Source organism: Hymenobacter amundsenii, assembly GCF_002204745.1.
GTDB lineage: Bacteria > Bacteroidota > Bacteroidia > Cytophagales > Hymenobacteraceae > Hymenobacter > Hymenobacter amundsenii.
Genome location: NZ_NIRR01000045.1, coordinates 1 through 25,385 on the forward strand (window position 1 = coordinate 1; position 25,385 = coordinate 25,385).

Genomic DNA, 25,385 nt, shown 5'->3' on the forward strand with positions numbered 1-25,385 from the left:
GTCCTTGGCCCGCAGGCCGTGGTAGGCCAGGCGCAGGTACTCGTCGGCGAGCTGGTTGAGGTCGGTGGGGGCTCGTTCGCCGGTGCTCTGGCGGCTGTGTTCGAGCATGCCCCGCACGATGCTGGCCGCCCGCTGCCCATGATGGTGAATCTTGGTCAGGTTCTGGCGCAGGTCAACCAGCAGCTCGGCTTCCAGTGCCGCGTCGCGGGTGGTGCGTTGCTGTTCTTCTTCCAGCTCCAACACCAGTTCGGCACTCACATCGGCGAAGTTGGTGACGAAGTTGAGCGGGTTTTGGATTTCGTGGGCAATGCCGGCCGTCAGTTCGCCCAGCGAGGCCATCTTCTCGCTTTGGATCAGCTGGTCCTGGGTGATTTTGAGCTCCTGCAAGGCAGTGCGCAGTTCCTCGGCCTGTTGGGTAAGCGAGGCCGTGCGCTCGGCTACTAGGTGCTCCAGCTCCATATTCTGAGCCTCGATCTGGCGCTTGGCGGCCTCGTCGGCCTCGCGCATCAGGCGTTCCTTTTCGAGGTGCTTTTTCTGGCTGCGGGCGATGAGCACAAACGTGCCGAGCCAGATCATGGCGAAACCCTGGGAGTTCTCAAAAACGTTGTTATAGTCTTTTAGAAAGCTGTTGCTGAGCAGCATCGAAACCAGTTCCACGAACGAATACAGCAAAAGCGGGGCGATGGCCAGCAGCAGCGTCCGGGCCGGGCGGTAGGTTTGCACCCGCACCAGCACCAGCGCCACCATGGCCAGCACGAAGAGCATGTACATTTCGTCGAGCTGGCTGGTTTTCCACTGGATAAGCTGCGAAAACAGGTATAGCCCAACGCCCGGAACCCAGAGGTAGCCCAGCAGCTGGCTCAGATGCGGCGTGCGCGTGGGCAAATCCAGGAACTTGCGCATCCCTCGCACGATGAATATGGCCAGCAGGATGCTGATAAAAATCGAGGCGTTCTGACTCATAGCAAGGTAGGGGAGGGGCGAAAAGGCGGCGGGCGGCGCGGGTCGTTTGCTTTATGGCATCAAGTATATCTATTTCCCGGAATCTTTCGGCGCATCGCCCGTTAGCAGGCGCGGCAACGGAATACGCAGGTACAGCACTGGGTTGCTGGTTGACGTGCGGGCGGACTTCGTCTTGTCTGGAGAAACCAGGATGCCGGTCATTTCGCCCAGACGCCCCACCACGCTGGGCAAGATAATCTGCAGCTTTAGCACTTTCTGCGGTGGCGGCGCAGCCGGCACGGTAACCGGCGCGGGTACCCGCTGCTGGCCCCAGACCTGGGTTTGGCGGAGCAGCAGCACGGTGGTAAGCACTAATAAGGCACGATAAAAACGCATAACGAACGCAGGAAAGAAGCGTGGGCAGTAAAGATGCGAGGATTAATAGTTTTCCAGCGGGAAAACCCGAACCGAAACCAACAGCGGCCTTCTGCCCGGCCAGATGCTTTTTCGGCTCCGACCGTTGTCTTGGCAGCCGGAGCCGTTACCTTAGGCCAACCATGACTTACTCCGCTCTTCTCCGAACCGCCGCTTTTACCGCCTCCGCCGGCTGCGCGCTGCTCACGGCCTGCGCAACACGTCCGGCCACGTCGGCGGCCCCGGCCGCTGCTGCCCCAGCCCTCAACCAGTTCGCCACCGATAGCGCCCTGCGCCGCATTGCCACCCTCCAGGACGAGCGCCGCACGGCCGCGCTGCTGCCCTACCTCGACCGCCCCGAAGCCCGCTACCGCCAGGCGGCGGCCGAGGCCCTTGCCTCGGTGCAGAATAAAGCTGCCACGCCCCGCTTGCTGCTGCTGCTCCAGGAAGACCAGGACCCCCGGGTGCGCCAGCTGGCCGCCTATGCCTTAGGCCAGAGCGCCGACTCGATGGCCGAAACCGGCCTCTACCAGCACCTTCCCCGCGAAACCGATGCCGCTACCCGCCATTATGCGCTGGAGGCATTGGGCCGCTGCACCAGCCGCGCCGGGCTGGTTAGCTTAACCAAGCTGCCCGCCGCCCTGGCCACCGATACGGCCACGCTCAGCGGCCAGGCCTGGGGCCTGTACCGGGCCGGCCTGCGGGGGCTGACCTCGGAAGCCGCCGTGGCCCGGTTAGTGCAATTGCTGGCCAAAGGAAACACTACCGGCACCAGGCTGGCTGCCGCCAGTGCGCTGGCCCGCACCCGTGGCCTCAACCTCGCGCCCTACACGGCCGCCCTTACCACTGCTGCCCAAACCGATGCCCACTATGCCGTGCGTAGCGCGGCGGCTTCGGCCCTGAGCAAAGCCGCCACCAACCCCACCGTGCCCGCCACCCTGGCCGGGCTGGCCCGCCGCGACCCCGATTACCGGGTGCGCCTGAGTGCCTTGCGTTCCATGACGGCCCCCATGTATGCCCCGGTAAAAGAAGCCGCTTGGGCCGCCCTCACCGATGCCAATGCCCAGGTAGCCCTCACAGCCGCCGAATTTTTCCTGGCGCATGCCACCAATGAACCCGGCGCGGTGCTGCTCGAAAAAGCCCAGGCCCTGCCCCAGTGGCGGGTGCGGGCCACGCTGCTGGCTGCCGCGCTGCACCAGGGCGGCCCCAACAAAGCCGCCATCCGGCGGGCGGTAGAGGAGCGTTACGCCGCTTCGGCTAACGTGTATGAGAAAGGGTATTTGTTGAAAGCGTTGGGTGAAGACCCCGCCGCCTTCGACTTCGTGCGCCAAGCCGCTTTTGCGCCCGGTCGGCCGCTGGTGGTGGGGACCTACGGCGTAGAGGCGCTGGTAGCCCAGCGCCGCCACCCCGATTTTCCGGCCGTGCGCCGGCCCGATTTTGCGCTGGCTCTGCGCCAGGCCGTGCTCAGCACCGATGTGGCCCAGACGGGGCTGGCGGCCGAAGCCATCCGCGACCCCAAGCTCGACCTGCGCCGCCTGTTGCCCAACCCCGATTTCCTGGTGGCCGCCCGCGATAAGCTGACGCTGCCCCGCGACCTCGAAGCCTGGCAGTCGTTGCAGCAAACCATCGATTTTCTGCGCGGTGTGCCACCCACCCCGGTACCCGTAGCTTCCGCCGCTACGCACCCCATTCCGTGGGACGTGGTGATGGCCCTGCCCGCCAACCCCCAGGCGGTGGTGCACACCAGCCAGGGCGACGTGGTATTGCGGCTGCTCGTGAATGAGGCGCCCGGCTCGGTGGCCAGCTTCGTGCAGCTCACCGAAAAAGGCTTTTATAATGGCAAGAACTTCCATCGGGTAGTGCCCAACTTCGTGGCCCAGGGTGGCTGCCCCCGCGGCGACGGTTGGGGCAGTTCCGACTACAACCTGCGGTCCGAATTTGCCGACCTGCACTACGGCGAAGGAGCCGTGGGTTTGGCCTCGGCTGGCAAAGACACCGAGAGCTGCCAGTGGTTCATCACCCACGCCCCCACGCCCCACCTCGACGGCCGCTACACCATTTTCGCCCAGGTCGTCCAGGGCATGGATGTCGTTAGCCGCCTCGAAATCGGCGACCGGATCGACAAAGTAGAAATACTCAAATAAAAAGGAGCTTCCTGCATCTCCCCGTAAACGAAAAACTGCCCCGGCGCTAAGCACCGGGGCAGTTTTTGTATGTCAGCTAACAGCTTATTTAGCGTCGTCGCGGCCGTGGGCCTGGGCGGGAGGCGTGGTGGCTTCTACGGCCGAAAACGCCTCCAGAATTTTATAGGTGTGCGAGGCCCCTTTAGGCACTACCCACGAGTTGCCGGGCTCCAGCACTACTTTCTGGCCTTCAAGGTGCAGTTCGGCGCGGCCTTTGAGCACGTAACCCACCGTTTCGTAGGCGCTGGCCGAGGGCTCCTTGGGCTCGCCGGGCTGCTCGTTTTCCCACAGACGCATCGAAACGTGCACGCCCGAAGCCAAGTACTTTTCGCCATCTGGGCCTTTGGGCGAATGTTGGGAATCTACTTTGGTGATGGTGGTATCAGCCATGTGGAATTGTCGAAATAAAGTGAAAAGAACTAGATTACTCTCCCGCTAACGCAGCCAGCGGGGCCGGGGTTGCTGGCTGTATTGCCCGGCAACTACCGCCTAAACCTTCGTCACGGTCGGGTGGTTACCTCTCATCCGGGTCTGTTTGCCAGCTGGCCAACCACCGGAACACGTCCAGTTATGTCCGTCTACGACTCCGATTTTCTGTCCGAGCTGGCCCAGGTCCACCAGGCGACGGCCGTGGCCCTGCCGGCCGCCGGCTTCTGCCAACTCGCCGACCACCTGCTGGAGCTGCTGTTCCCCGAGCGGGCTGCCCGCCCCCTGCGCGACGCCGATGCCTTATCGGCTACCCTGCGCCTGCTCCAGGACGACCTCGCCGACCTGCTCAGGGCCGTGGCCCCACCCGCGGAGGCTGCTTTGCTGGCGGCGGCTTCCATCAATGCCCTACCCGCCCTGCGCCAGACGCTGCTGCTCGATGCCGCGGCCATCGTGGCTGCCGACCCCGCGGCCCAGGGCTTGGCCGAAGTGGTTACCACATACCCGGGCTTTTACGCCACGGCCCTGCACCGCTTCGCCCACGGCCTGCACCGGCGCGGGGTAGTGCGGGTGCCGCGCCTGCTCAGCGAGTACGCCCACCAACGCACTGGCATCGACATCCACCCCGGCGCCAGCATCGGCCCCTCGTTTTGCATCGACCACGGCACGGGGCTGGTTATCGGCGAAACCTGCATTATTGGTACCGGCGTCAAGATATTTCAGGGCGTCACGCTTGGGGCGCTTAGTGTGGGCAAGCACCTGCAGGGCATCAAGCGCCACCCCACTATCGAAGATAACGTAGTGATATATGCCGGGGCCACTATATTGGGTGGGAGTACCACCGTGGGCAGCCACAGCATCATCGGTGGCAACGTCTGGCTTACGGCCAGCGTGCCGTCGCACTCCCGCGTCTACCACCAGGCCCAAATTCACGTCACCCGTTCCCAGGACCCAGCTGAGGACATTATGTTTTCCATTTGAGAAGCTAAGCGCGAACGTCATTCAGAGCGAAGCGAAGAATCTCGCGTGAATCGTTGCGGCGACTGTTCAATGGGTTCGTGCGAGATTCTTCGCTTCGCTTTGAATGACGTTCGCTCTTAGTTCCAGACTCCAGCCTCCTAACTTAATAACCCCAAAAAATGAAAGCCAATACCATTCTCGATACCATCGGCAACACGCCGCTCCTACGAATCAACCGCCTATTTGCCGACCGCCCCGATGTGGAAGTGTGGATGAAGCTCGAACGGGCCAACCCCGGTGGCAGCATCAAGGACCGCATTGCCCTGGGCATGATTGAGCAGGCTGAAAAAGACGGCATCCTTCATGCCGACAGCGTTATCATCGAGCCTACCTCGGGCAACACCGGCGTGGGCTTGGCCATGGTGGCTGCCGTGAAAGGCTACAAGATCACGCTTGTAATGCCCGAGAGCATGAGCATTGAGCGCCGCCGCCTAATGGCCGCTTACGGGGCCAGCCTCGAGCTCACGCCCCGCGAAAAAGGCATGAAGGGCGCCATCGAGAAGGCCCAGGAGCTGGTGCGCGAAAACCCGAAGGCCTGGATGCCCGGGCAGTTCGACAACCCCGCCAACATTAAATCCCACGTGGAGCACACGGCCCAGGAAATTATGACCGATGCTCCCGAGGGCTTCGACTATTACATCACGGGCGTGGGCACCGGTGGCCACCTGACCGGCGTGGCCGAGGTGCTGAAGCCGAAATTCCCGAAGCTGCAGGTGTTTGCCGTCGAGCCCGAGCTTTCGCCCGTTATCAGCGGCGGCGCACCCGGCCCGCACCCCATCCAGGGTATCGGCGCGGGCTTCATCCCCGAAAACCTGCACACCGATTTGCTCGACGGCACTATTCAGGTCAGCCAGCAGGAAGCCTCCGACATGGCCCGCCGCGCCGCTCGCGAAGAAGGCATCTTCATCGGTATCTCCTCCGGCGCCTCGCTGGCGGCCGTAGCCAAGAAGCTGCCCGAAATCCCACAGGGTGGCCGCGTGCTCACTTTCTGCTACGATACCGGCGAGCGGTACCTGTCGGTGGAAGGCCTGTTCGCCTGATCACGGAGTAGCGCGGACTTTAACGGATTGCACGGATTTTATAGCCGGCGCGGAGTGGGACAGTATTCCAGCCCGCGCCAGCTATAAAAAACGTGCCGCCGTCGGGTACTAACCACCAACAAAAAAGGCCACCTCATCAGAGGTGGCCTTTTTTGCTAATCGTCTACGAAATCCGCTCAATCCGTTAAAATCCGCGCTAATCCGTGATCTGTGGAGAATATCGGAGTCGAACCGATGACCTCTTGCATGCCATGCAAGCGCTCTAGCCAGCTGAGCTAATCCCCCGGGGGTACGCGTTTCGCCGGTTGCGAAACAGGAGTGGAGAATATCGGAGTCGAACCGATGACCTCTTGCATGCCATGCAACGCTCTAGCCAGCTGAGCTAATCCCCCTCAAGTAGTACCATTGTCCAAAACGCCGGATGTGTTTTGGTGAGGCAAAGTACGACGCCTTTTTGAATCTGCAAGCGGTTGAGACAAAAAAAGGGGCTGGCGACACCGCCAGCCCCTTTTCGGGTAGTTAACTACCTGACTGCCTGACTTAGTTGAAGATGTAGCGGATGCCCACCTGCATCTGCCAGCGCGAGTTGAGGCTGCCGTTGTTCTGGCTGAACGTGCTGTTCAGCGGCTGGCCCGCATTCACCGTTTTATCGGCATTCACCGAGGGGTTCACATAGTACGGGAACGTGTAGTTGGGGCGGCCCTGGGCGTCGTAGCCCGAGAAACGGAGCGGGTTGGTGCGGTTGACGGACCGAACGGCGCCCCAGTCCTTATTGAGCAGGTTGGCGAAGTTGAAGATGTCCACGCTCAGCTGCAGTGTATTCTTCGACTCGCCGATGTTGGTGAAGATATCTTGGAGCAGTTTCACGTCGAGTTGCTTGAACCACGGGGCGACGGCCCCGTTGCGCTCGGCGTAGCTGCCACGGCGCTTGCGCAGGTAATTATCCTGGCTGATGAATGCGTCGAGGTTGGCCCACTGCTGGGCGGCCGAGTAGGTGCCGCCGCCCTGCGAAGCCGGGATGGTGATGGGCAGCAGCACGATTTCGCTCTGGTCGCGGGGCACGTAGAGCAGGTCGTTGGCCGTCTGCCCGTCGCCATTCATGTCGCCCGAGTACACGTAGGAGTAGCGGTAGGCCGGCGCTGCATCAAACACAAACGAGAGGGCCGTGCCCAAGTGGTTGATGTACTCGCGGCGGTACGAGGCCGTGGCTAGTACCCGGTGCTGCTGCAGGAAGCTGGAGTAGCTCAGCACGTTGGCGTTCGGGTCGCCCGATACCTGCCGGTCGCGCCAGATCGACTGGGCAATCGAGCCACCGTCGTTTACCGAGCGCGAATCGGCGTAGGTGTACGAAGCCGAGGCGTAGAGGCCGTTGCTGAAGGACTTCTGCAGCTGGCCGGTTACGGTGTAGGAGTAGCCCTTGTTGGTGTTGCGCATCTCAATGGCATCGGTGATGATGGGGTTGGTGGCCGAAGCGCCCCCCTGTCCGTTGTAGATGCGGTTGTTGGCCGTCTGCGATACGGCGCCCGTCGTGGGGTTCACGGCCACCGTGTAGAAGATGGGCCGGGTGTCGGCGCCAGCGGCGTTGCGCGCAGACTGGGGCAGGTTCACGTTGGCGTGGTACACGCTGTTCACGTCCTTGGTATAGATGCCCTCCAGGGTTGCTACCACGTTGCCGGGCAGTACCTGATCGACGGCCAGGTTCGTGCGCCATACCTGCGGAAACTTGAAGTCGCGCGAGGTAACGGCCAGGTTGTAGCTGGTGTTGGCTGCCGCGCTGGTCGGCAGGTAGGCGTTTACGTCGGGGTTGAAGGGGAAGCCCGCCGTCGAGGCCGCCGCGCTGCTGTTGTTGCGGTCGAAAGAGCCGAACAGCACGCCGTTGTTGGAGGCCTGGTTGCTGATCCAGACGAAGGGTACCCGGCCGGTGAAGATGCCCGTACCGCCACGTAGCTGCGTGGTTTTGTCGCTCTTTACATCCCAGTTGAAGCCCACGCGGGGCGAGAAGAGCACCGTTTTCTTAGGCGCCTGGCCCGTGTTGATTTTCACGCCGTCGCGGAAGGTGAGGTTGGCAGCCGCCTCGTTCTGCAGCAGATCCGAGGTAATAAAGGGCAGGTCGCCGCGCAGGCCCACGGTCAATTTCAGGTTGCTGTAGGGCGTCCACTCATCCTGCACGTACAAGCCCAACTGGGCCGACTCGATAACGGCAAACGGGAAGCTACCGTCGGGCCGGGCCGAGTACTGGAGCTGGTAACGCTGGGGCGCCGCCTGGTTGGCCAACTTGATGGTTGGGTTGCCGTTCGCATCGCGGCCGTAGCCCGCCGAGGCGTAGAAGTCGGCCAGCGAGTTGAACTGGTAGGCGCCGAAGAAGTTGGGCGCGAAGCCGTTCTTGAACTTGTAGAACTCGTTGTAAGTGCCCAGCGTCACGTTGTGCTTGCCCAGGTAGGCCGTGAAGTTGTCGCCGAACTGATAGACGTCGGTGTTGAGGATGTTGTTGGCCGTGAAGGGCTCGTAACCGAACGAGGTGAGCGTATTGGACGCTGAAATCCGGGACCCGGCAGGGCTCAGGCCGGTGGCGTTACCAATGTCAACGAGTGGGAAAATGTCCCCGCCCGGGCTCTCGCGGAAGTCGCGGAAGGCCGTGTAGCCGGCCGTCAGGTTGTTGGAATAGCGGCTGCCGAAGGTGCTGTTGAGCTCGGCGATGTACGAGTCGAGGTTGTTGTTGATGGTATAGTAAGCCGAGAAGAAGGGCAGCCCGAACTGGCCGGGTGCCCGCCCGTTGATGGAGCCGGAGGCGCTTGGGTTTACATCGCGCAACGAGCGCAAATAGTTATACTTGACGCTGAAGCGGTGATTCTGGCTGATGTTCCAGTCGATTTTGGCCGTGGCCTTGCGGCTCTCCTGCCGCAGGCTGTACCCCTCAAACGCGCCGGGGTTATAGCCGTACTGGGTCTGCAGGAAGTTGCTGAGCACGCTCAAGTCGTTGGCCGTAGCCTGCGACGTGGTGGAGTTGGCACCCGGGGCCGGGGCTCCGTCGCGGTTGGCGCTGTAGGTTGTGCCCGGGTCGCTGCGTTTCTCCTGCTCGGCATTGAGAAAGAAGAATACCTTGTCCTTGATGATGGGGCCACCCACCCGGAAGCCATAGTTGTTGAGCGTGAAGTCCTGAAACTTCTGCTCCAAGCTGCCTGACTTCTGGCCAATCAGGTTCTGGTCGCGGTGGAATAGGTAGACCGAGCCCGTAAACTTGTTGGAGCCCGAGCGGGTAACGGCGTTGATGCCGGCCCCCGTAAATGAGCCCTGGCGCACGTCGTAGGGCGCAATGCTCACCTGGATCTGCTCGATGGCATCAATCGAAATCGGCTGGGCATTGGTCTGGCCTCCCACAGTCGACGACAAACCGAACGAGTTGTTGAAGATGGCCCCGTCGATGGTGATGTTGTTGAAGCCCCCGCTACGGCCGGCGAAGCTCTGGCCGTTGGCCTGGGGCGTGAGGCGGGTAAAATCGCCAAACGAGCGGCTAAGCGTCGGCAGGCGCTCAATCTGCTCGCGCTGCACGGTCGTGGAAGCGCCCGTGCGGCCGGCGTTAATAATAGGGTCCTGGCGGCCGGTTACCGTTACCTCGCCCAGCGTCTGCTCGGTGGCGCTCAGGCTCACGTCGAGGCGCTGGTTCTGACCCAGGGTTAGGAAGATGTTTTCGCGTACCGTTTCCTTGTAGCCCACAAAGCTGATGCGTAGGGTATAAGGCCCGCCCACCCGCATGTTCTGGATGTTGAAGCGACCCTCCGAGTTGGTGGGGGCCACGTACTGGGTGTTGGTGGGCGTATGGATGGCAATGACCGTCGCGCCCGGCAGGCCTTCGCCGGTTTTATCCGTTACCAAGCCATTCATGGCTGAGGTGGTCGTGCCCTGTGCCCAGCCCAGGTGGGCCGATGCCAGACCCAGTGGTAGCAGGGCCATGGAAGCGTAAAGGTGTCGTTTCATAAAAGAGGGGAATGGGGGAAAAGTGACACCGGCAGGGTGTGATAAAGCGACACAAAAGTACGGCTCCTGATTTTCAGCCTGTGTTATGATACTGTTAAGACTCTTGCCAAGCCCTCTGCTATTCGCTTAGCCTAATAGCCCGCCAAAACCAGTCCGGCACTGCCCTTATCTGCGGAGTGGACCCGGGAAGCGCACAAAAAAAAGGGGGTTGGCGATATCGCCAACCCCCTTTCAGGTACTTAACTAACTGCTGTGCTTAGTTGAACGAGTAACGTACGCCCAACTGGCCCTGCCAGCGCGAACCGAAGAACGACTCGCTGTAGCCGCGGTTTTTGTTGGCGGCAAACGTGGCGGGGAACGAGATGGTAGGCTGCGCCCCGGCGGCAGCAGTTTCTACCCGCAGCAACTCTACGGCGTTGTTGTTCACGAAGTACTGGCGGCCCCAATCCTTGTTGACCAGGTTACCTACGTTCTGCACGTCGAACGTGATCTGGAAGGAGTTCTTCTTGCCGCCAGCCAGGAAATTAACATTCTGGGCCAGGCGAACATCTACCTGGTTGGTCCAGGGCGTACGGCCGGCGAAACGCTCGGCGTACTGGCCGCGGTGGCTGCGCAGGTAAGGGTCGTTGTTGATAAAGGCATCCAACTGGTTCTGGATGTCCTCAATGCTGCGCGTGTCCGACGAGCCGCTCTTTACAAGCTTGATTTCGGCGGGGTTACGGACATCGCGCGGGATGTAGATCAGGTCGTTGGCGAAGGCGCCATCGTTGTTGATGTCGCGGCCACCCTGACCGTACACGTAGGCGATAGGCGCTCCGGCCAGGCCTTCATAAATAACCGAGATGTTGGTCGAGAGCCGGTCGCCGGCGTAGCGGAAGGTATAACCACCCGTTACGAGCACGCGATGGCGCTGGTCGTTGCGCGAGAAGCCCAGCTCCGGGTTGTTCGGATCGAACTGCACCTGGTTGAACTGCCAGTTCGAGAGGGCCGTGCTGCTAGCGCCGCTGTTGATTTCCTTCGACACGCCGTAGGTGTACGACGCCGACGTATTGATACCGTTGTCGAAGTTCTTCTGCAGCTGGCCCGTTACGTTGTAGCGGTAGCCCTTGCTCGTGTTATCGAGCAGCAACACGTTGGTGTAATCTTTACCGTTGACCTGACGGGCGCTCGGATAGAATGGGCGCTGGTCGGGACCAGCCAGGCGGCCGGTCGGGGCTACCAAGTTGATGTTGCGGTAGTAGATGTCGTTGAGCGTCTTCGAGTAGATGCCTTCCAGGGTGGCAATCACATCACCGGGCAGGCGGAAGTCCACAGCCAGGTTGGTGCGCCATACCTGGGGCAGCTTAAAGTCCTTTTCTACTACGTTGATTTCCGATCTGGGCGAAGCCGAAGCCGCGAATACGGTCGGAAGCTGCGATGGATCGGTTACGATGGGTGGGTTGGTCGTGGCAGTTGCCCGGGCATCTACCGCGCCCTGAATCAGACCGCTGTTGGTGAAGTTGTTGGACAGGAATACGAACGGTACCCGGCCGCTGAAGATACCCGTACCACCGCGCACCTGCACACGGGCATCGTTGTTGACGTCCCAGTTGAAACCAATCCGCGGAGCAAACAGCAGTTGGCCGTTGGGCAATTCGTCGGTGCGGATGCCCGGAAACGTGGTGGTAACTCCTTGATTGAAGCCAGGCTTGTCGAAGAAGAAGGGGGCATCCACGCGCAGGCCAGCAGTGAGGCGTAGATTCTCGATGGGCGAGAATTCATCTTGGATATAAGCGCCGAACTGCATGGCGCTGAACTGGGCCGCACCTCCGTCGCGGGTAGCGTAGGCCGCCTGCAGGCGGTTAGGCTTCTCGTCGAGGAAGTCCTGCAGTGTGTTGAACTGGTAATAGCCTACCCCGTTGTTGATGAACAGGTTGTTGAACTTGAAGAACTCGTTGTGCGTGCCCAGCGTAACGGTGTGCTTGCCGAAGGCGCGGGTCAGGTTGTCGGTGAACTCAAAAATGTCTTGGTTCAGGGAGTTGAAACCCGAGCTGCGCTGGGTGCCCAAGGTGTAGCGGTTACCAGACTGGTTGATTTCAAAGGTCGGGAAGAGCGTACCCGGTACATCGCGCGAGTCGCGGATAGTCTGGTAGCTCAGCAGCAGCTTGTTCGATATTTTACCCAAGCGGCTGTTGAGTTCGAGCACCGAGCTGTTGGTTTTGCTGCTGATGCGGTAGGCGTTGTTGCCGTACTGCAACGAGTTCTGGCTGCGGCCAAGCGCATCATCGAACGCGTCGATGTAGTTATGGCGGATCGTCAGCTGGTTGTTCTGGTTGAGGTTGAAATCGAGGCGACCAAAGATTTTGGTGCTCTCGGTGCGCAGGGCCTCGCTGCCGTAGTTGCCCACGTCGTAGCCATATTTCGACAAGGCGCGGTCGGCAATGGTTTTGGCCACAACCGGGTCAATCTGCGAGGCACTGGTACCGAGGTCGAAGCCCAACGGTGAGCTGCGACGGTCAATCTCTGCATTCACGAAGAAGAACGCCTTGTCCTTCACGATGGCGCCGCCTACGCGGGCGCCCGTTTGGTAGCGGTAGAAGTCGGTAGCCTTGGTACGGGAGTCATCCACGCTCTTGCCTACCAGCTTCTCGTTACGCCCAAAGGCGTACACGGAGGCCGAAATATCGTTGGTGCCCGAACGGGTTACAGCATTCACGCCGCCGCCCGTAAAGTTGCCCAGCGTTACGTCGTAAGGCGCTACCACCACCTGGATTTCCTGGATGGCGTCGAGCGAGATAGGCGAGGTGCCCGTCTGGCCACCGGGCGTACCCGAACCCGAAAGACCGAACACGTCGTTATTTACCGCACCGTCAATCGTGATGTTGTTGTAGCGGTTGTTGGCGCCGCCAATCGAAGAGCTACCGCCGCCGTTGGACTGGGGCGAAAGGCGGGTAAAGTCATTGATGCTGCGGCTCAGCGTCGGCAGACGCTGAATCTGCTCGCGCGAAATGGTGGTAGCGGCACCCGTGCGGCCGGCATTGATGTTGCGGTCCTGAGTACCGGTTACGGTTACCTCACCCAGCGTCTGCTCCGAGTCGTTGAGGTTCACGTCGAGGCGCAGGTTCTGGCCCAGCGTCAAGAAAATGTTTTCCCGCACCGACTCTTTGTAGCCGACGAACGAAATCCGAATCGTGTAGGGTCCGCCTACGCGCATACCCTGGATGTTGAAGCGTCCTTCAGAGTTGGTAGGAGCTACGTACTGGGTGTTGGTGGGCGTATGCACGGCAATCACCGTGGCACCTGGCAGACCTTCGCCGGTCTTATCGGTCACGATACCGTTCATGGCCGAAGTGGTTACCTGGGCCCAGCTCATGTGCGCCGACACTAATGCCATGGGCACAAGAGCCATTGAAGCGTAAAGATGACGTCTCATAAAAAGAGGGGGATTGGTGAAAAAAGGTGCCTGTTCAGGGGGAAAAACGCCGCAAAAGTATGCAAACGCCCGCAGTAGTGTGTTATCGTAATGTTACGAAAGCCCATGGCTTCCAAAACGCTGATAACGGGCGCAAAGGTAAGACGGAAATTCACAATCTGGGGCGTACTGCCTTAATGAATCTGCTGAGGTAGTAGTCGGTTTCCAAGGCGTTTTCGATGACGCCTAACGAGCTGGAAGCGTGAATGAACTGGACGCTTTCGGCCGAGGCAGCCGTTACCATGCCCACGTGAGTGATTGTACCGCTGCCAGGTGAAGCTCCGAAAAATACCAAATCGCCTGGCCGTAGATTCTGGGGCTTTACCGGTTCGCCCCAAACCGCCTGCTCGTTGCTGGAGCGCGGAATGCTGACATTGATAGCCGCGAATGACTCGTATAGCAGTCCCGAGCAGTCCATGCCCAGGCGGGTGGTGCCGCCATATTTATATGGTACCCCCTGGTAAGATCGGGCCGTCTCAATTACTTCGGCAATGGGGGCCGACACGTTGGCCGCCACTGGCCGCGCCCCAGGCCGGCGAGATATCATTTTGGTGCTGCCAGCCGCCGTTTTGGTCTTAGTTTTGACCGTAGAGGTCCGGCCCCGGCCCCGGCCGCGCTCGGCAGCTTTGATGCGGGCCATGTCGCGGGCCGAGTGGTAGCGGCCATTGCGGTAATTTACCTTGCCCGCGTTGCAACCCGTCAGCCAGATCAGCCCCATCAGCAACACGAACCACCGCCCCGAAAGCCTTACCTTCGTTCTGTATTCCTGCATTGGGGCAAAGATAGGCCAAGCCCCGCTTTTATTCCTCTTTCTCATGGACTTTCAACCGTTAACCCCCGCATTGATAGCGCAGTTTGAGGCCATTGTGGGGCCAGCGCACGTGCTCACGGCTCAGCACGCGGAGGCTGATGAGTACGCCAACTATGGCCGCGACCATACCGAAGACCTGCATTTCGCGCCCGAGGTAGTGGCAAAGCCGGGCAACGCCGAGGAAGTGAGCCATATTGTGCGCCTGTGCCACGAAAACCACATTCCTGTTACGGCCCGGGGGGCGGGTACGGGCTTGAGCGGGGGGGCACTACCGGTACACCAAGGGCTGGTGCTGAGTACCGAGCGGCTCAACCGCATCATCGAAATTGATGAGCGCAACCTCCAGGCCACCGTCGAGCCGGGTGTTATCAACGAGGTGTTTCAGCAAGCGGTGCAGGCCGTTGGGCTGTTCTACCCGCCCGACCCGGCCAGCAAGGGCAGCTGCTTTCTGGGTGGCAACCTGGCCCACAGCAGCGGCGGCCCCAAAGCCGTGAAGTATGGCACCACCCGCGACTACGTGCTTAACCTGGAAGTGGTACTGCCCACCGGCGACATCATCTGGACGGCCGCCAACACGCTCAAGAACTCTACTGGTTACAACCTCACCCAGCTCATGGTGGGCTCCGAAGGTACGCTGGGCATCATCACGAAGGCCGTATTCCGGCTGTTACCCTACCCGAAACACACCATCCTGATGCTAGTGCCCTTCCGCCAAGAGGCCCAGGCGGCTGAGGCTGTATCGGCCGTGTTCCGGGCCGGCATTATCCCCTCGGGCATGGAATTCATGGAGCGCGAGGCCATTGCCTGGTCCTCAGACTACCTGAATATCCCGCTCACGCTGCCCGCCGACATTACGGCCCACCTGCTCATCGAACTCGATGGCCAAGACCTCGACCAATTGTACAAGGAGGCCGAGCAGGTATACGGCGTGCTCGAAGGCTACGACGTGGGCGAAATCCTGCTGGCCGACAACGCCACTCAGAAAGATGAACTATGGAAGATCCGGCGCAACATTGGTAACGCCGTGCGCTACAACTCCGTGTACAAGGAGGAAGACACCGTAGTGCCCCGGGCCGAGCTGCCCACGCTGCTGAAAGGCGTAAAGGAAATAGGGGCCCGCTACGGCTTCAAAACCGTTTGCTACGGCCATGCCGGCGACGGCAATCTACACGTCAATATAATCCGTGGCGACCTCGACGATGAAATGTGGGACGTGGGCCTGCGCGAACCGATTTCCGAAATCTTCCGCCTCTGCGTGAAACTTAGGGGCACCATCTCGGGTGAGCACGGTATTGGGCTGGTGCAGAAAGGGTACCTCAACATCGCCCTCCAGGAAGCCAACTTAAACCTGATGCGCGGCATCAAACGCGTATTTGACCCCCACGGCATCATGAATCCCGGCAAAATCTGGAGCACGGATTAGCACGGATTTTAACGGATTGCACTGATTTTGTGGACGATTAAAAATAAAGCAGCTACCTCAACCGAGGTGGCTGCTTTATTTTTATCAGATAGCGGTTGGCTTGATGCTGACAGACAGACCAGCTACAAAATCTGTTTAATCCGTGCTAATCGTGATCTACTGCTTGTTTTTCAGCTCGTCTTCGCCACCGTAGGGCGTACCGTCCTTGAGGTCACCTTTTAGGCCTCCTGGGCTGCTTTGGCCGGCGGCGTTCTGGGCCTGGGCGGCGGGGCTGGCCTCGGCCGTGCCGGGAGCGCCCAGCGGCTGGTTGGCTGCCGACTGCGGCTGGTCCTGCTGGTAATGCGCGGTCAGTTCATCAGCCCGCTTGATGTACTGTTGCTTGGCTTCATCGTGCGACATGCCTTTGCATTTGCTCCAGGCATCCCACTGGCCCTGCGAGAGGCCACCGGGGCCATTGGGGTTATCGGGCGTCTCGTCGCCGACTTCGTCGCGCTTGGCGTCGTGGTCGCCGTCGGTGGCTTGTTTGTAGAGGCCGTAGAGTTCGGTCATGTGGGCGGCAGCCATTTCGCCGGGCAGGCGGTCGATGTTAGTGGCAGCGGCTTCAAAATCTTGTTGGAGGCTCATAAAAGGCTAAAAAAGGTGAGGAGGAAAGGGCAACGTCCGGCGGTCCGGGGCTTCGCCTCTTACTGGCGTGGTACAACTATCAGTTCGATAGTGAAAGGGTGTACTAGCCCGGGCGGGCTTTGGTTGCGGTAGCGCATCACAGTTTTTTAACAACTCACGTGCTAATAGTTCGTACTTTTGCCCGCCTTATGTGTGGAATTTCCGGAGTATTCGCTTTTACTGATGCGGGCCGCAACTCGCTATCCGCGTTGCAAGCCTCAACCGACGCCATTGTGAGCCGGGGCCCCGATTCGCAGGGTCACTTTATGTTCGACCGGTGCGGACTGGGCTTTCGGCGTTTAGCCATTCTCGACCTCTCGACTGATGGTAACCAGCCCATGACCGATGAGTCGGGCCGTTATACTATTGTCTTTAACGGAGAAATATTTAATTTCAAGGAGCTGCGCCAGAAGCTGGTAGCCAAAGGGCATCGGTTTCATTCCCAGACCGATACCGAAGTGGTCTTGCACCTCTACATGGCCGAGGGGCGCACCTTTCTCAAGAAACTCAACGGCTTCTTTGATTTCGCCATTTACGATAAAGAGGAGGACTCCCTGTTTCTGGCCCGCGACCGGATGGGGGAGAAGCCCTTGCTCGTGTACCGCGACGAGGACAAGCTGCTGTTCGGCTCCGAGATGAAGTCGCTGCTGGCGTTGGGCATCCCGCGCAAGCTCGACTATACCTCCCTGAGCCAGTATTTACAGCTCAACTATATTCCCGGCCCGGGTACCATTTTTAAGGGCGTGAAAAAGGTGCTGCCCGGCCACTACCTGTTCATTAAGGGCAAGAAGGTGGTGCGCAAGCAGTGGTACAAGATTCCGTACGACGCCAAAAAAACCAACCGCAACAAGCTTAGCTACGAGCAGCAGCAAGCTAAGCTTGTTGAGTTGCTTGATGAAGCCACCGCCCGCCGCCTCGTGGCTGATGTGCCCATCGGTGCGTTCCTGAGTGGCGGTATCGATTCGTCGGTGGTCGTGGCCCTAGCTACCCGCCACACGCCCCACCTGAATACGTTCAGCATCGGTTTCCGCGACGAGCCCTTCTTCGACGAAACCAAATACGCCAAGCTGGTAGCCGAGCGCTACAAAACCAACCACACGGTTTTCTCGCTCAGCAACCAGGACCTCTACGACCACATCTTCGATGTGCTCAACTACCTCGACGAGCCCTTCGCCGACTCCTCGGCCCTGGCCGTGTACATCCTCAGCAAGCGCACCCGCGAGAAAGCCACCGTGGCCCTGAGTGGTGACGGAGCCGACGAGTTGTTCGGGGGCTACAACAAGCACATGGGTGAGTTTCAGGTGCGCCAGGGCGGCTTCAAGGCCGAAGCCGTGGCGGGTCTCGATCTGCTCTGGAACGTACTGCCCAAGTCGCGCAACTCCTACTTCGGCAACAAAGTGAGGCAGTTTCAGCGCTTCTCGCGCGGCATGCTCAGCGGCCCCAAGGAGCGCTACTGGGACTGGGCCTCGTTTGCGTCGGAGAAAGATGCCCGCAACCTGCTCAGCCCGGCGTCCCGCCGCAAAATCAGCAACAAGCTGGCCGAGCGCCGCCGCCGCGACCTGATGGCCGATCTGCACGCCGGTGGCGACCTAAACGAGGTGCTTGTTACCGATACCCGCATGGTGCTGCCCTACGATATGCTCGCCAAGGTAGACCTGATGAGCATGGCCAACTCACTGGAGGTACGCCCACCCTTCCTCGACCCGAACGTGGTGGAGTTCGCCTTCTCAATACCCGTCAGCAGTAAGATTGACGCGAATATGAAGAAGAAAATCGTGCAGGACGCCTTCCGGCCGATGCTGCCCGAGGAGCTCTACAAACGTCCCAAACACGGCTTCGAAGTGCCGTTGCTCAAGTGGTTCCGCGGCGAGTTGCGCCCTTTGATTGAGGACGACCTGCTCTCCGACGACTTCATCGAAGCCCAGGGTATATTCGACGTGGAAGCCATCCGCGGCCTCAAAAAACAGTTGTTCTCCACCAGCCCCGGCGACGTGCACGCCCGCATCTGGGCGCTCATCGTGTTCCAATGGTGGTGGAAGAAGTGGATGGTAGCTTGAACGCGAGAATAATCTGACCTGCTGCATCTCTACAACCCATTTTTCCTATCCCTTCGCATATGCTGGCACCCGTATCCGCGCCCAAACTGTCCATCATTATCCCGGCTTACAACGAAGGAGCTACTATTCATCTCATTCTCGACCAAGTCAAAGCTGTAAAGCTAATTGGCGGGTTCACGAAGGAGGTTATCATCGTCAACGACTGCTCGTCTGACAACACTGAGGAAGCCATTAAACGCTACATGGCGGCCAATACTGATCTGCCGATTCAGTACCGGCGTCACGAGGTAAACCAGGGTAAGGGGGCCGCGTTGCACACCGGCATCCGCGAAGCCACCGGCGACTACCTCATCATCCAAGATGCCGACCTCGAGTATGACCCTGAGGAATATAACGTGCTGTTGCGCCCCGTGCTGCGCGGCATGGCCGACGTAGTGTATGGCTCCCGCTTTATGGGCGGCAACCCCCACCGGATTCTATTTTTCTGGCACAGCATCGGCAATAAGTGGCTCACCGCGCTCTGCAACGCCTTCTCCAACCTCAACCTAACGGATATGGAGACCTGCTACAAACTCTTCCGCCGCGATATTGTGCAGGGGCTGATACTGGAGGAGAAGCGTTTCGGCTTCGAGCCCGAAGTAACCCTGAAAATGGCCCGGGTACCCGACGTGCGTATTTACGAAGTGGGCATCAGCTACTACGGCCGTACCTATGCTGAAGGCAAGAAAATCGGCTGGCGTGACGGTTTTCTCGCTATTTACTGCATCATTAAGTACGGTTTGTTACAATAGCGTACTTTTGCATCACTAACTGAGTAGTTTCGATCATCGAATTCTTTTACATATGAAAATTGCAGTAGTAGGCACCGGCTATGTCGGTTTGGTTACCGGTACCTGTTTCGCTGAGGTAGGTATCACCGTGACGTGCATCGACATTGATCAGCGCAAAATCGACAACCTTCATAAAGGCATTTTGCCCATCTACGAGCCCGGCCTGGAGGAGATGGTGAGCCGTAATGTGGCCGCTGAGCGCCTGCATTTCTCCACCGATATTGCCTCGGCCATCAAGGATTGCGATGTGGCTTTCATTGCTGTGGGTACGCCTCCCGGTGAAGATGGCTCGGCGGACCTGAAGTATGTGCTGGCTGTGGCGCGGAGCATTGGCGAGAACATGAACAGCTACGGCGTTATTGTGACTAAGAGCACCGTGCCGGTAGGCACGGCGGCCAAGGTGCGCAAGGAAATTGCAGATGCGCTGGCCAAGCGTGGTGCTGACATTGAGTTCGATGTGGCATCCAACCCCGAATTCCTGAAGGAAGGTGCCGCCATCGATGACTTCCTCAAGCCTGACCGCATTGTGGTGGGCGTGTCGTCGGAGCGGGCCGAGGAGGTAATGAGCCGCCTCTACAAGCCCTTCCTGCTCAACGGCCACCCGATTATCTTCATGGATATTCCGTCGGCGGAAATGACGAAATACGCGGCTAACTCTATGCTGGCCACCAAGATTTCGTTCATGAACGACATTGCCAACCTCTGCGAAATCATGGGCGCCGATGTGAACATGGTGCGCAAAGGCATCGGTTCCGATGCCCGTATCGGTACCAAGTTCATCTACCCCGGCATCGGCTACGGCGGCTCCTGCTTCCCCAAGGACGTGAAGGCGCTCATCAAAACAGCCCAGGAAAACGGCTACCAGATGCAGGTGCTCCAGGCCGTGGAAAGCGTGAACGAAGGCCAGAAGGAAGTGCTGTTCAACAAAGTGAAAAAGCACTTCGGTGGCGACCTGAGAGGCAAGAAGATGGCGGTCTGGGGGCTCTCGTTCAAGCCCAAAACCGATGATATGCGCGAGGCGCCTTCGCTGGTCATTATCGAGAAGCTGCTGGCCGAGGGCTGTACCGTATCGGCCTACGACCCGGTAGCCGTAGCCGAAGCCAAGCACTCGCTCGGCGACCGGATTACCTACGCCGAAGACCAGATGGAAGCCCTGATTGACGCCGACGCCCTGCTCATCGTAACCGAGTGGCCCGAGTTCCGAGTGCCTAACTTCGCGGTAGTAGGTCGGTTGATGAAGCAGAAGGTGGTGTTCGACGGTCGTAATATTTACGATGCTGATGACTTGCGGGCTGCTGGTTTCGCTTACCATTGCATCGGCGTTCGGACCGGCCACCAAGAGCCAGCGCAGGCTTAACGAACGCCGCCATTAGGCGACCTTCTCTTTCTTCTAGAACTTCTCTGTATGTCTGATAAAAAACGTGTCCTGATCACCGGCGGAGCCGGCTTCCTGGGCTCTCACCTCTGCGACCGGTTTCTGGCCGAAGGTTACCATGTTATTGCCATGGACAACCTCATTACGGGCGACTTAGCCAACATCGAGCACCTGTTCGGCAAAGAAGACTTCGAGTTTCATCACGCCGATGTGTCGAAGTTCGTGTTCGTGCCCGGTAAGCTGGACTATATCCTGCACTTCGCCTCACCGGCCTCGCCCATTGACTACCTGAAAATCCCAATTCAGACCCTGAAAGTAGGCTCGCTCGGTACCCATAACCTGCTGGGCCTAGCCCGGGTGAAGGGAGCCCGAATGCTGATTGCCAGCACCTCGGAAGTGTACGGCGACCCCGAAATCCACCCCCAGGTAGAGGAGTACTTCGGCAACGTAAACCCCGTTGGTCCGCGCGGTTGCTACGACGAGGCCAAACGCTTCCAGGAGGCTATTACCATGGCCTATCATACCCACCACGGTTTGGAAACCCGCATCGTGCGCATCTTCAATACCTACGGCCCCCGCATGCGCCTCAACGACGGCCGCGTATTACCTGCGTTCCTAAGCCAGGCGCTACGCGGCGAGAACCTGACCGTATTCGGCGACGGCTCCCAGACCCGGGCCTTCTGCTACGTCGATGACCTGATTGAGGGCATCTACCGCTTGTTGCTGAGTGATTACGCCCTGCCCGTGAACATCGGCAACCCCGACGAAATCAGCATCAAGGAGTTCGGCGAAGAAATTGCCAAGCTGATGAACGTCGAGTTCCAGCCCACGTTCCAGGAACTGCCCCAGAACGACCCGATGAAGCGCAAACCCGATATCACGAAGGCCCGCGAAATCCTGGGTTGGGAGCCGAAAGTAGACCGCGCCGAGGGCCTACGCCGCACGCTGGAATACTTCAAGGAGCACGTGAGCGAAGTGATGGCCGGCAAGGTGGACAATACGCCGCGTAGCTTCTGAGAAAAGGTCAGGCGTAATTAGAAGCGCACCCCGGAGCTAGACTCCGGGGTGCGCTTTACTGTAGTGGCTGCGCGAACGAGGCATTATGGGGATATAATAGTTCGAAATAGTATCTTGTAACCTGTTAAATGGCGACGGATATGGCGCGGGTAAAGATGGAAGCGGGTTCGGGTATTGCCGGCCTCAGTGGGCGTGTTGGCAATCTGGTGTTCCGGATGGGAGCGGAGGGTACCACCTATGTACAGCAGGCCCCTACTGGCAAAAAGCGGCCGGGCTCGGCCGCTCAGCAGGAGCACCGGCGTAAGTTCGGGGCCGCCACAGTATATGGCCGACAGCAGCAGGCATGCATCGAAGGCCGGGCCTACTACCAGCCCTTTGTGCAGGCGGGCAACTTCGGCAGCGTGTACCGCACGGCCCTGGCCGACTTCGCCAAGCCGCCGCAACTGCTAGCCGTGGAGGTTGGTAACTACTGCGGCCAAGTGGGGCACCCCCTGCGTGTGCAGGCAAAGAAGCCCTGTGGGGTAGTGGCAGTGTGGGTGCGTATACTGGATGTGGCCGGGCAAATGCTGGAGGAGGGGGCCGCCGCGCCGGAAAACGCCGACTGGTGGAGCTACAAGACGCAGCAAACGCATCCGGCCGCCGCGATCCGGCAGTTGCAGGCGCTAGCCCGGGACCGGCCGGGCAACGAGGCGGAACTGGTTGTAGACCTGAAATAATACTATATTCGCGCTAGTGGGGTAGACAGGCCAAATCATGTGTTGATCCTATAGCCAGCCCGCATACACGTTGGGCAAGGTAGGCTTCTGGGGCGAGGGAGGAAGCAGGGAAATGTGCTATTGGGTGGGGAAGTGTTGGTGTCGGATTTTCATAGTGATACTCAAAAGGAAACCAGAGGAGTCTAGGGTTTTGTCAGAGGCTTGGACGAACCCGAGGGCTGCGCATTGGCCGCGTTGCGTGGGAGCGTACGAATCAGCGACTGGACTGGCGGCCGGTAAGCCTGGTACTTTCTCGCGTTGCATGGCTATAGGCCGTTACAAGGAGCAACGATAGGGTGGGTGTTGTTAGCGCCTCGCGGAACTAAACACTCGTTGCTTTGTGGCAGGTTGCGGGCGATGCGCTACCTTTAGGTAGCCTTGCTTCGGATCTGCATGAAGCGGGACATCTTTAGCGGTTTATGCCCGGATTTGCAAATCCCTACCTAATTGAGTTTCCAAAGCTGGGGGAGCCAAGCATTGGCTATATCTCCGTTACCGAGCAGAGCCAGCTGGTGCCGTTTGCGGTGCAACGCATTTTCTGGACATACTACACGCCCGAAAGTATCCTGCGGGGCCGCCACGCCCACCACCTTACCGAGCAGGTGCTCGTGGCCGCCGCTGGTCGCATCACAGTAACCACCGAGCTGGCTGACGGTACGATAGAGCTTTTTCGGCTTGAAGACCCACACATGGGCCTTTACGTGCCGCCCCAAGCCTGGCACACCATCCAGTATTCGCACTCAGCCGTGCAGCTGGTGTTGGCTTCGGTTCCGTATCAGGAAGACGATTATATCCGTAACCACGACGAGTTCAAGCGGATATGGAGTTCCTAGTCGTAACCTCTCCTAATACTGACTGGATAAAGCTGCGCGCCGAGGCGCTGTTTCGGTACTCGCCCACGCATTTTCTGCGGCATCTGCCCGCCGCGCCGCAGCAGGAGCGCTATGGTATGGGGGCCGCGGCCCGCTTCGGTAGGAGAGAGGGGGAGCAGGTACTCATGGCCGCCGACGGGCACAGCCAGTGGCTGTTGCAACATTTGGCCTGGGATTCAGAGTTTTTTGGCACTGACACCTACTGGCTCTTCACAGGTCTGTTCGGGGCCGATGCCCGGCCTGCCGCGCTAGCCACCGCCGCGGCCGAAATCCGGCAGGCGCTAGCTGCCCGCGGACCCTACTACGCCTTCAGCGTGGTACCAACTGAGGATCTGGACTTGCTGCAAGCTCTGACTGCGGGCGGCTGGCGGCTCGTTGAAACCCGTCTGAACTTCCACTGCCCCGTAGCCGACGCTACTCTGCCTGCGCCCGCGCCCGTGCGGCTGGCCCGCCCCGGCGAGGCCGTTCATATTGGGCGTATCTCGGCGGCGGCGCGCAATCCCTTCGACCGTTTTCACGCCGACCCCTGGTTTGGGGAGGCCCGCGCCGACGCCCTGCTGGCCCGCTACGCCGAAGCCGCTACGGAGGGCCGCTACGCCGATGCCGTACTGGTGCCCGATGTGTCGGGCTTGCCGGTAGATTCGTTTCTGGCCATCGGTGATACCCTAAGCGAGGCGGGGGTGCCGGGTAGCGGCTCTTCCCGGGTGCTGCTCACGGCGGTAGGGCCCGCGAACCGGGGCTGGCACCTGAAACTAGTGGCCGAAACCGTGCGCCGCGCCGCCGCACTATCCTTACCCCAGGTCTTGATGACCACCCAGGCTACCAACGGTGCCGTGTTCCGCACCTGCGAGAAACTGGGCTTTCGGTTGGGCAGCACCAGCCACGTACTGGCGTGCGACAGCAACGTTAGCTGAGTACTGCAAGCCAGCATCATGTTCCACGAAAGTCCTCGCATAGCGGGCGGGCATGTGGCGCTAGATTTTCCCCGTGAGATACGTCGGGAAATGAGGTCTTTCCTCCTCATATTTGAGCTTCGTTGCTATCCGAAGTATAGTCCTGTGTCTGCCTTATGAGTAAGCTGCTAGTTCCGTTTCTTTCTTTTCAGCCCCAACACGGCCCTATCCGGGATGAAATCATGGCCGCCGTGGGCCGCGTTTACGACTCGTACTGGTATGTGCTGGGCGACGAGGTAAAAAAGTTTGAGCAGGCGTACTGCCACTTCAACCAAGTCGCCCACACAGTGGGCGTGGCCAATGGGCTTGATGCACTGGTGCTGGCCTTACGGGCCCTTGAAATCGGCCCCGGCGACGAGGTGATTGTGCCCTCGAATACCTACATCGCCACGTGGCTGGCCGTGACGCAGGTGGGGGCCACGCCCGTACCGGTGGAGCCAAACCTGGCCACTAGTAACCTCGACCCCGCCCGCATTGCGGCTGCCCTCACGCCCCGCACCCGCGCCGTCATGCCGGTCCATTTGTACGGGCAGGCCTGCGAGATGGGGCCGATTATGGCGCTAGCCAACCAGCACAACCTATTGGTAGTGGAAGACAATGCACAGTCGCAGGGGGCTGCTTTCGAGGGGCAGCTCACCGGTAGTTTCGGCCAGGTGAATGGCACGAGCTTCTATCCCGGTAAGAACCTGGGGGCCCTGGGCGACGCCGGCGCAGTGACGACCAACGACGCCGTGCTGGACCAGAAAATACGAGTGCTGCGCAACTACGGCTCGCAGCAGAAATACTACAACGAAGTAGTAGGTTACAACTCGCGCCTTGACGAGCTGCAGGCGGCCGTGCTGGAAGTAAAGCTGCGGCATTTGCCCGAGTGGACCCGCCAGCGCCAGCAGGTAGCCGCCTGGTACGACCAGCACCTGGCCGGCATTGCCGACCTGCGCCGGCCAGTGGTAGCCACCGGGGCTACCCACGTTTACCACCTCTACGTGGTGCATACTCCGCAGCGAGACGCCCTGCAGCAGCACCTCATGGCCCAGGGCATCGGCACTATGATTCACTACCCCGTGCCGCCACATCGGCAGCAGGCCTACGCGGCCATGCAACTACCGGCCGGGGCGTTGCCCATTGCCGAAGAACTAGCCGCTACCTGCCTGAGCTTACCCCTGTACCCGGGTATAAGT

19 protein-coding genes and 2 tRNA genes are annotated in these 25,385 nt (G+C 59.9%); 12 read left to right on the forward strand and 9 right to left on the reverse strand.

Annotated features, from left to right (window positions below):
• Positions 1-963 (reverse strand): sensor histidine kinase (locus tag CDA63_RS21795; protein ID WP_317044067.1); only part of this gene is annotated, 963 nt, incomplete at its 3' end.
• A gap of 69 nt (positions 964-1,032) precedes the next feature.
• Positions 1,033-1,338, reverse strand: coding sequence for a hypothetical protein (locus tag CDA63_RS17720; RefSeq protein WP_088465799.1), 306 nt, complete (start codon positions 1,336-1,338; stop codon positions 1,033-1,035).
• A 161-nt stretch (positions 1,339-1,499) separates the two neighbouring features.
• Between CDA63_RS17720 and CDA63_RS17725 the strand changes: the two genes are divergently transcribed.
• Positions 1,500-3,500 carry a peptidylprolyl isomerase gene (locus tag CDA63_RS17725; protein WP_088465800.1) on the forward strand — a complete coding sequence of 667 codons (2,001 nt, stop codon included), beginning with the start codon at positions 1,500-1,502 and terminating at the stop codon, positions 3,498-3,500.
• A gap of 84 nt (positions 3,501-3,584) precedes the next feature.
• Here CDA63_RS17725 and CDA63_RS17730 read toward each other — a convergent pair whose 3' ends face one another.
• Positions 3,585-3,929, reverse strand: a complete 345-nt coding sequence (locus tag CDA63_RS17730) for a cupin domain-containing protein (protein ID WP_088465801.1) — start codon at positions 3,927-3,929, stop codon at positions 3,585-3,587.
• A 180-nt stretch (positions 3,930-4,109) separates the two neighbouring features.
• Here CDA63_RS17730 and CDA63_RS17735 point away from each other — a divergent pair, with 180 nt between their 5' ends.
• Complete coding sequence (locus CDA63_RS17735) at positions 4,110-4,946, forward strand: serine O-acetyltransferase (protein ID WP_088465802.1); 837 nt, start codon at positions 4,110-4,112, stop codon at positions 4,944-4,946.
• 158 nt (positions 4,947-5,104) lie between these two features.
• A complete protein-coding gene (gene cysK, locus CDA63_RS17740; RefSeq protein WP_088465803.1) occupies positions 5,105-6,025 on the forward strand; it encodes a cysteine synthase A in 921 nt (306 codons plus the stop codon).
• Positions 6,026-6,236: 211 nt separating this feature from the next.
• On the opposite strand, the gene CDA63_RS17745 is transcribed toward cysK, so the two are convergent.
• The 5 genes from CDA63_RS17745 to CDA63_RS17765 all read right to left on the reverse strand — a co-directional run bounded on the left by CDA63_RS17745 (position 6,237) and on the right by CDA63_RS17765 (position 14,223).
• Positions 6,237-6,310: transfer RNA gene (locus CDA63_RS17745), tRNA-Ala, on the reverse strand.
• A gap of 34 nt (positions 6,311-6,344) precedes the next feature.
• Positions 6,345-6,417: transfer RNA gene (locus tag CDA63_RS17750), tRNA-Ala, on the reverse strand.
• A gap of 148 nt (positions 6,418-6,565) precedes the next feature.
• Positions 6,566-10,000 (reverse strand): TonB-dependent receptor, encoded by a 3,435-nt coding sequence (locus CDA63_RS17755; protein ID WP_199797552.1) that lies wholly within the window; start codon positions 9,998-10,000, stop codon positions 6,566-6,568.
• Positions 10,001-10,256: 256 nt separating this feature from the next.
• A complete protein-coding gene (locus tag CDA63_RS17760) occupies positions 10,257-13,388 on the reverse strand; it encodes a TonB-dependent receptor (protein WP_199797553.1) in 3,132 nt (1,043 codons plus the stop codon).
• Between the two features lie 175 nt (positions 13,389-13,563).
• Entirely contained in the window at positions 13,564-14,223 is a 660-nt protein-coding gene (locus tag CDA63_RS17765; protein WP_242434736.1) for a C40 family peptidase, read from the reverse strand.
• A 43-nt stretch (positions 14,224-14,266) separates the two neighbouring features.
• Here CDA63_RS17765 and CDA63_RS17770 point away from each other — a divergent pair, with 43 nt between their 5' ends.
• The gene (locus tag CDA63_RS17770; RefSeq protein ID WP_088465806.1) at positions 14,267-15,685 is read left to right on the forward strand and encodes an FAD-binding oxidoreductase; all 1,419 of its coding nucleotides are present in this window, start codon (positions 14,267-14,269) and stop codon (positions 15,683-15,685) included.
• A 156-nt stretch (positions 15,686-15,841) separates the two neighbouring features.
• Here CDA63_RS17770 and CDA63_RS17775 read toward each other — a convergent pair whose 3' ends face one another.
• Positions 15,842-16,309, reverse strand: coding sequence for an acyl-CoA-binding protein (locus CDA63_RS17775; RefSeq protein ID WP_088465807.1), 468 nt, complete (start codon positions 16,307-16,309; stop codon positions 15,842-15,844).
• Between the two features lie 188 nt (positions 16,310-16,497).
• On the opposite strand from CDA63_RS17775, the gene asnB reads away from it, so the two are divergent.
• The 8 genes from asnB to CDA63_RS17815 form a co-directional block, all read left to right on the forward strand.
• Positions 16,498-18,405, forward strand: a complete 1,908-nt coding sequence (gene asnB, locus CDA63_RS17780) for an asparagine synthase (glutamine-hydrolyzing) (RefSeq protein ID WP_088465808.1) — start codon at positions 16,498-16,500, stop codon at positions 18,403-18,405.
• Between the two features lie 59 nt (positions 18,406-18,464).
• A complete protein-coding gene (locus CDA63_RS17785; protein WP_088465809.1) occupies positions 18,465-19,196 on the forward strand; it encodes a glycosyltransferase family 2 protein in 732 nt (243 codons plus the stop codon).
• 52 nt (positions 19,197-19,248) lie between these two features.
• Positions 19,249-20,592 carry a UDP-glucose dehydrogenase family protein gene (locus CDA63_RS17790; RefSeq protein WP_088465810.1) on the forward strand — a complete coding sequence of 448 codons (1,344 nt, stop codon included), beginning with the start codon at positions 19,249-19,251 and terminating at the stop codon, positions 20,590-20,592.
• 48 nt (positions 20,593-20,640) lie between these two features.
• Entirely contained in the window at positions 20,641-21,627 is a 987-nt protein-coding gene (locus CDA63_RS17795; protein ID WP_088465811.1) for a UDP-glucuronic acid decarboxylase family protein, read from the forward strand.
• A 128-nt stretch (positions 21,628-21,755) separates the two neighbouring features.
• A complete protein-coding gene (locus CDA63_RS17800) occupies positions 21,756-22,343 on the forward strand; it encodes a hypothetical protein (protein ID WP_126546927.1) in 588 nt (195 codons plus the stop codon).
• Between the two features lie 458 nt (positions 22,344-22,801).
• A complete protein-coding gene (locus tag CDA63_RS17805) occupies positions 22,802-23,215 on the forward strand; it encodes a sugar 3,4-ketoisomerase (RefSeq protein WP_088465813.1) in 414 nt (137 codons plus the stop codon).
• On the forward strand, positions 23,203-24,168 hold the full coding sequence (locus tag CDA63_RS17810) for a GNAT family protein (RefSeq protein WP_088465814.1): 966 nt from the start codon (positions 23,203-23,205) through the stop codon (positions 24,166-24,168). The genes CDA63_RS17805 and CDA63_RS17810 overlap by 13 nt, the downstream gene beginning before the upstream one ends.
• A gap of 155 nt (positions 24,169-24,323) precedes the next feature.
• Positions 24,324-25,385: DegT/DnrJ/EryC1/StrS family aminotransferase (locus tag CDA63_RS17815; protein WP_165768372.1), on the forward strand; the 1,062-nt coding region annotated here is incomplete at its 3' end.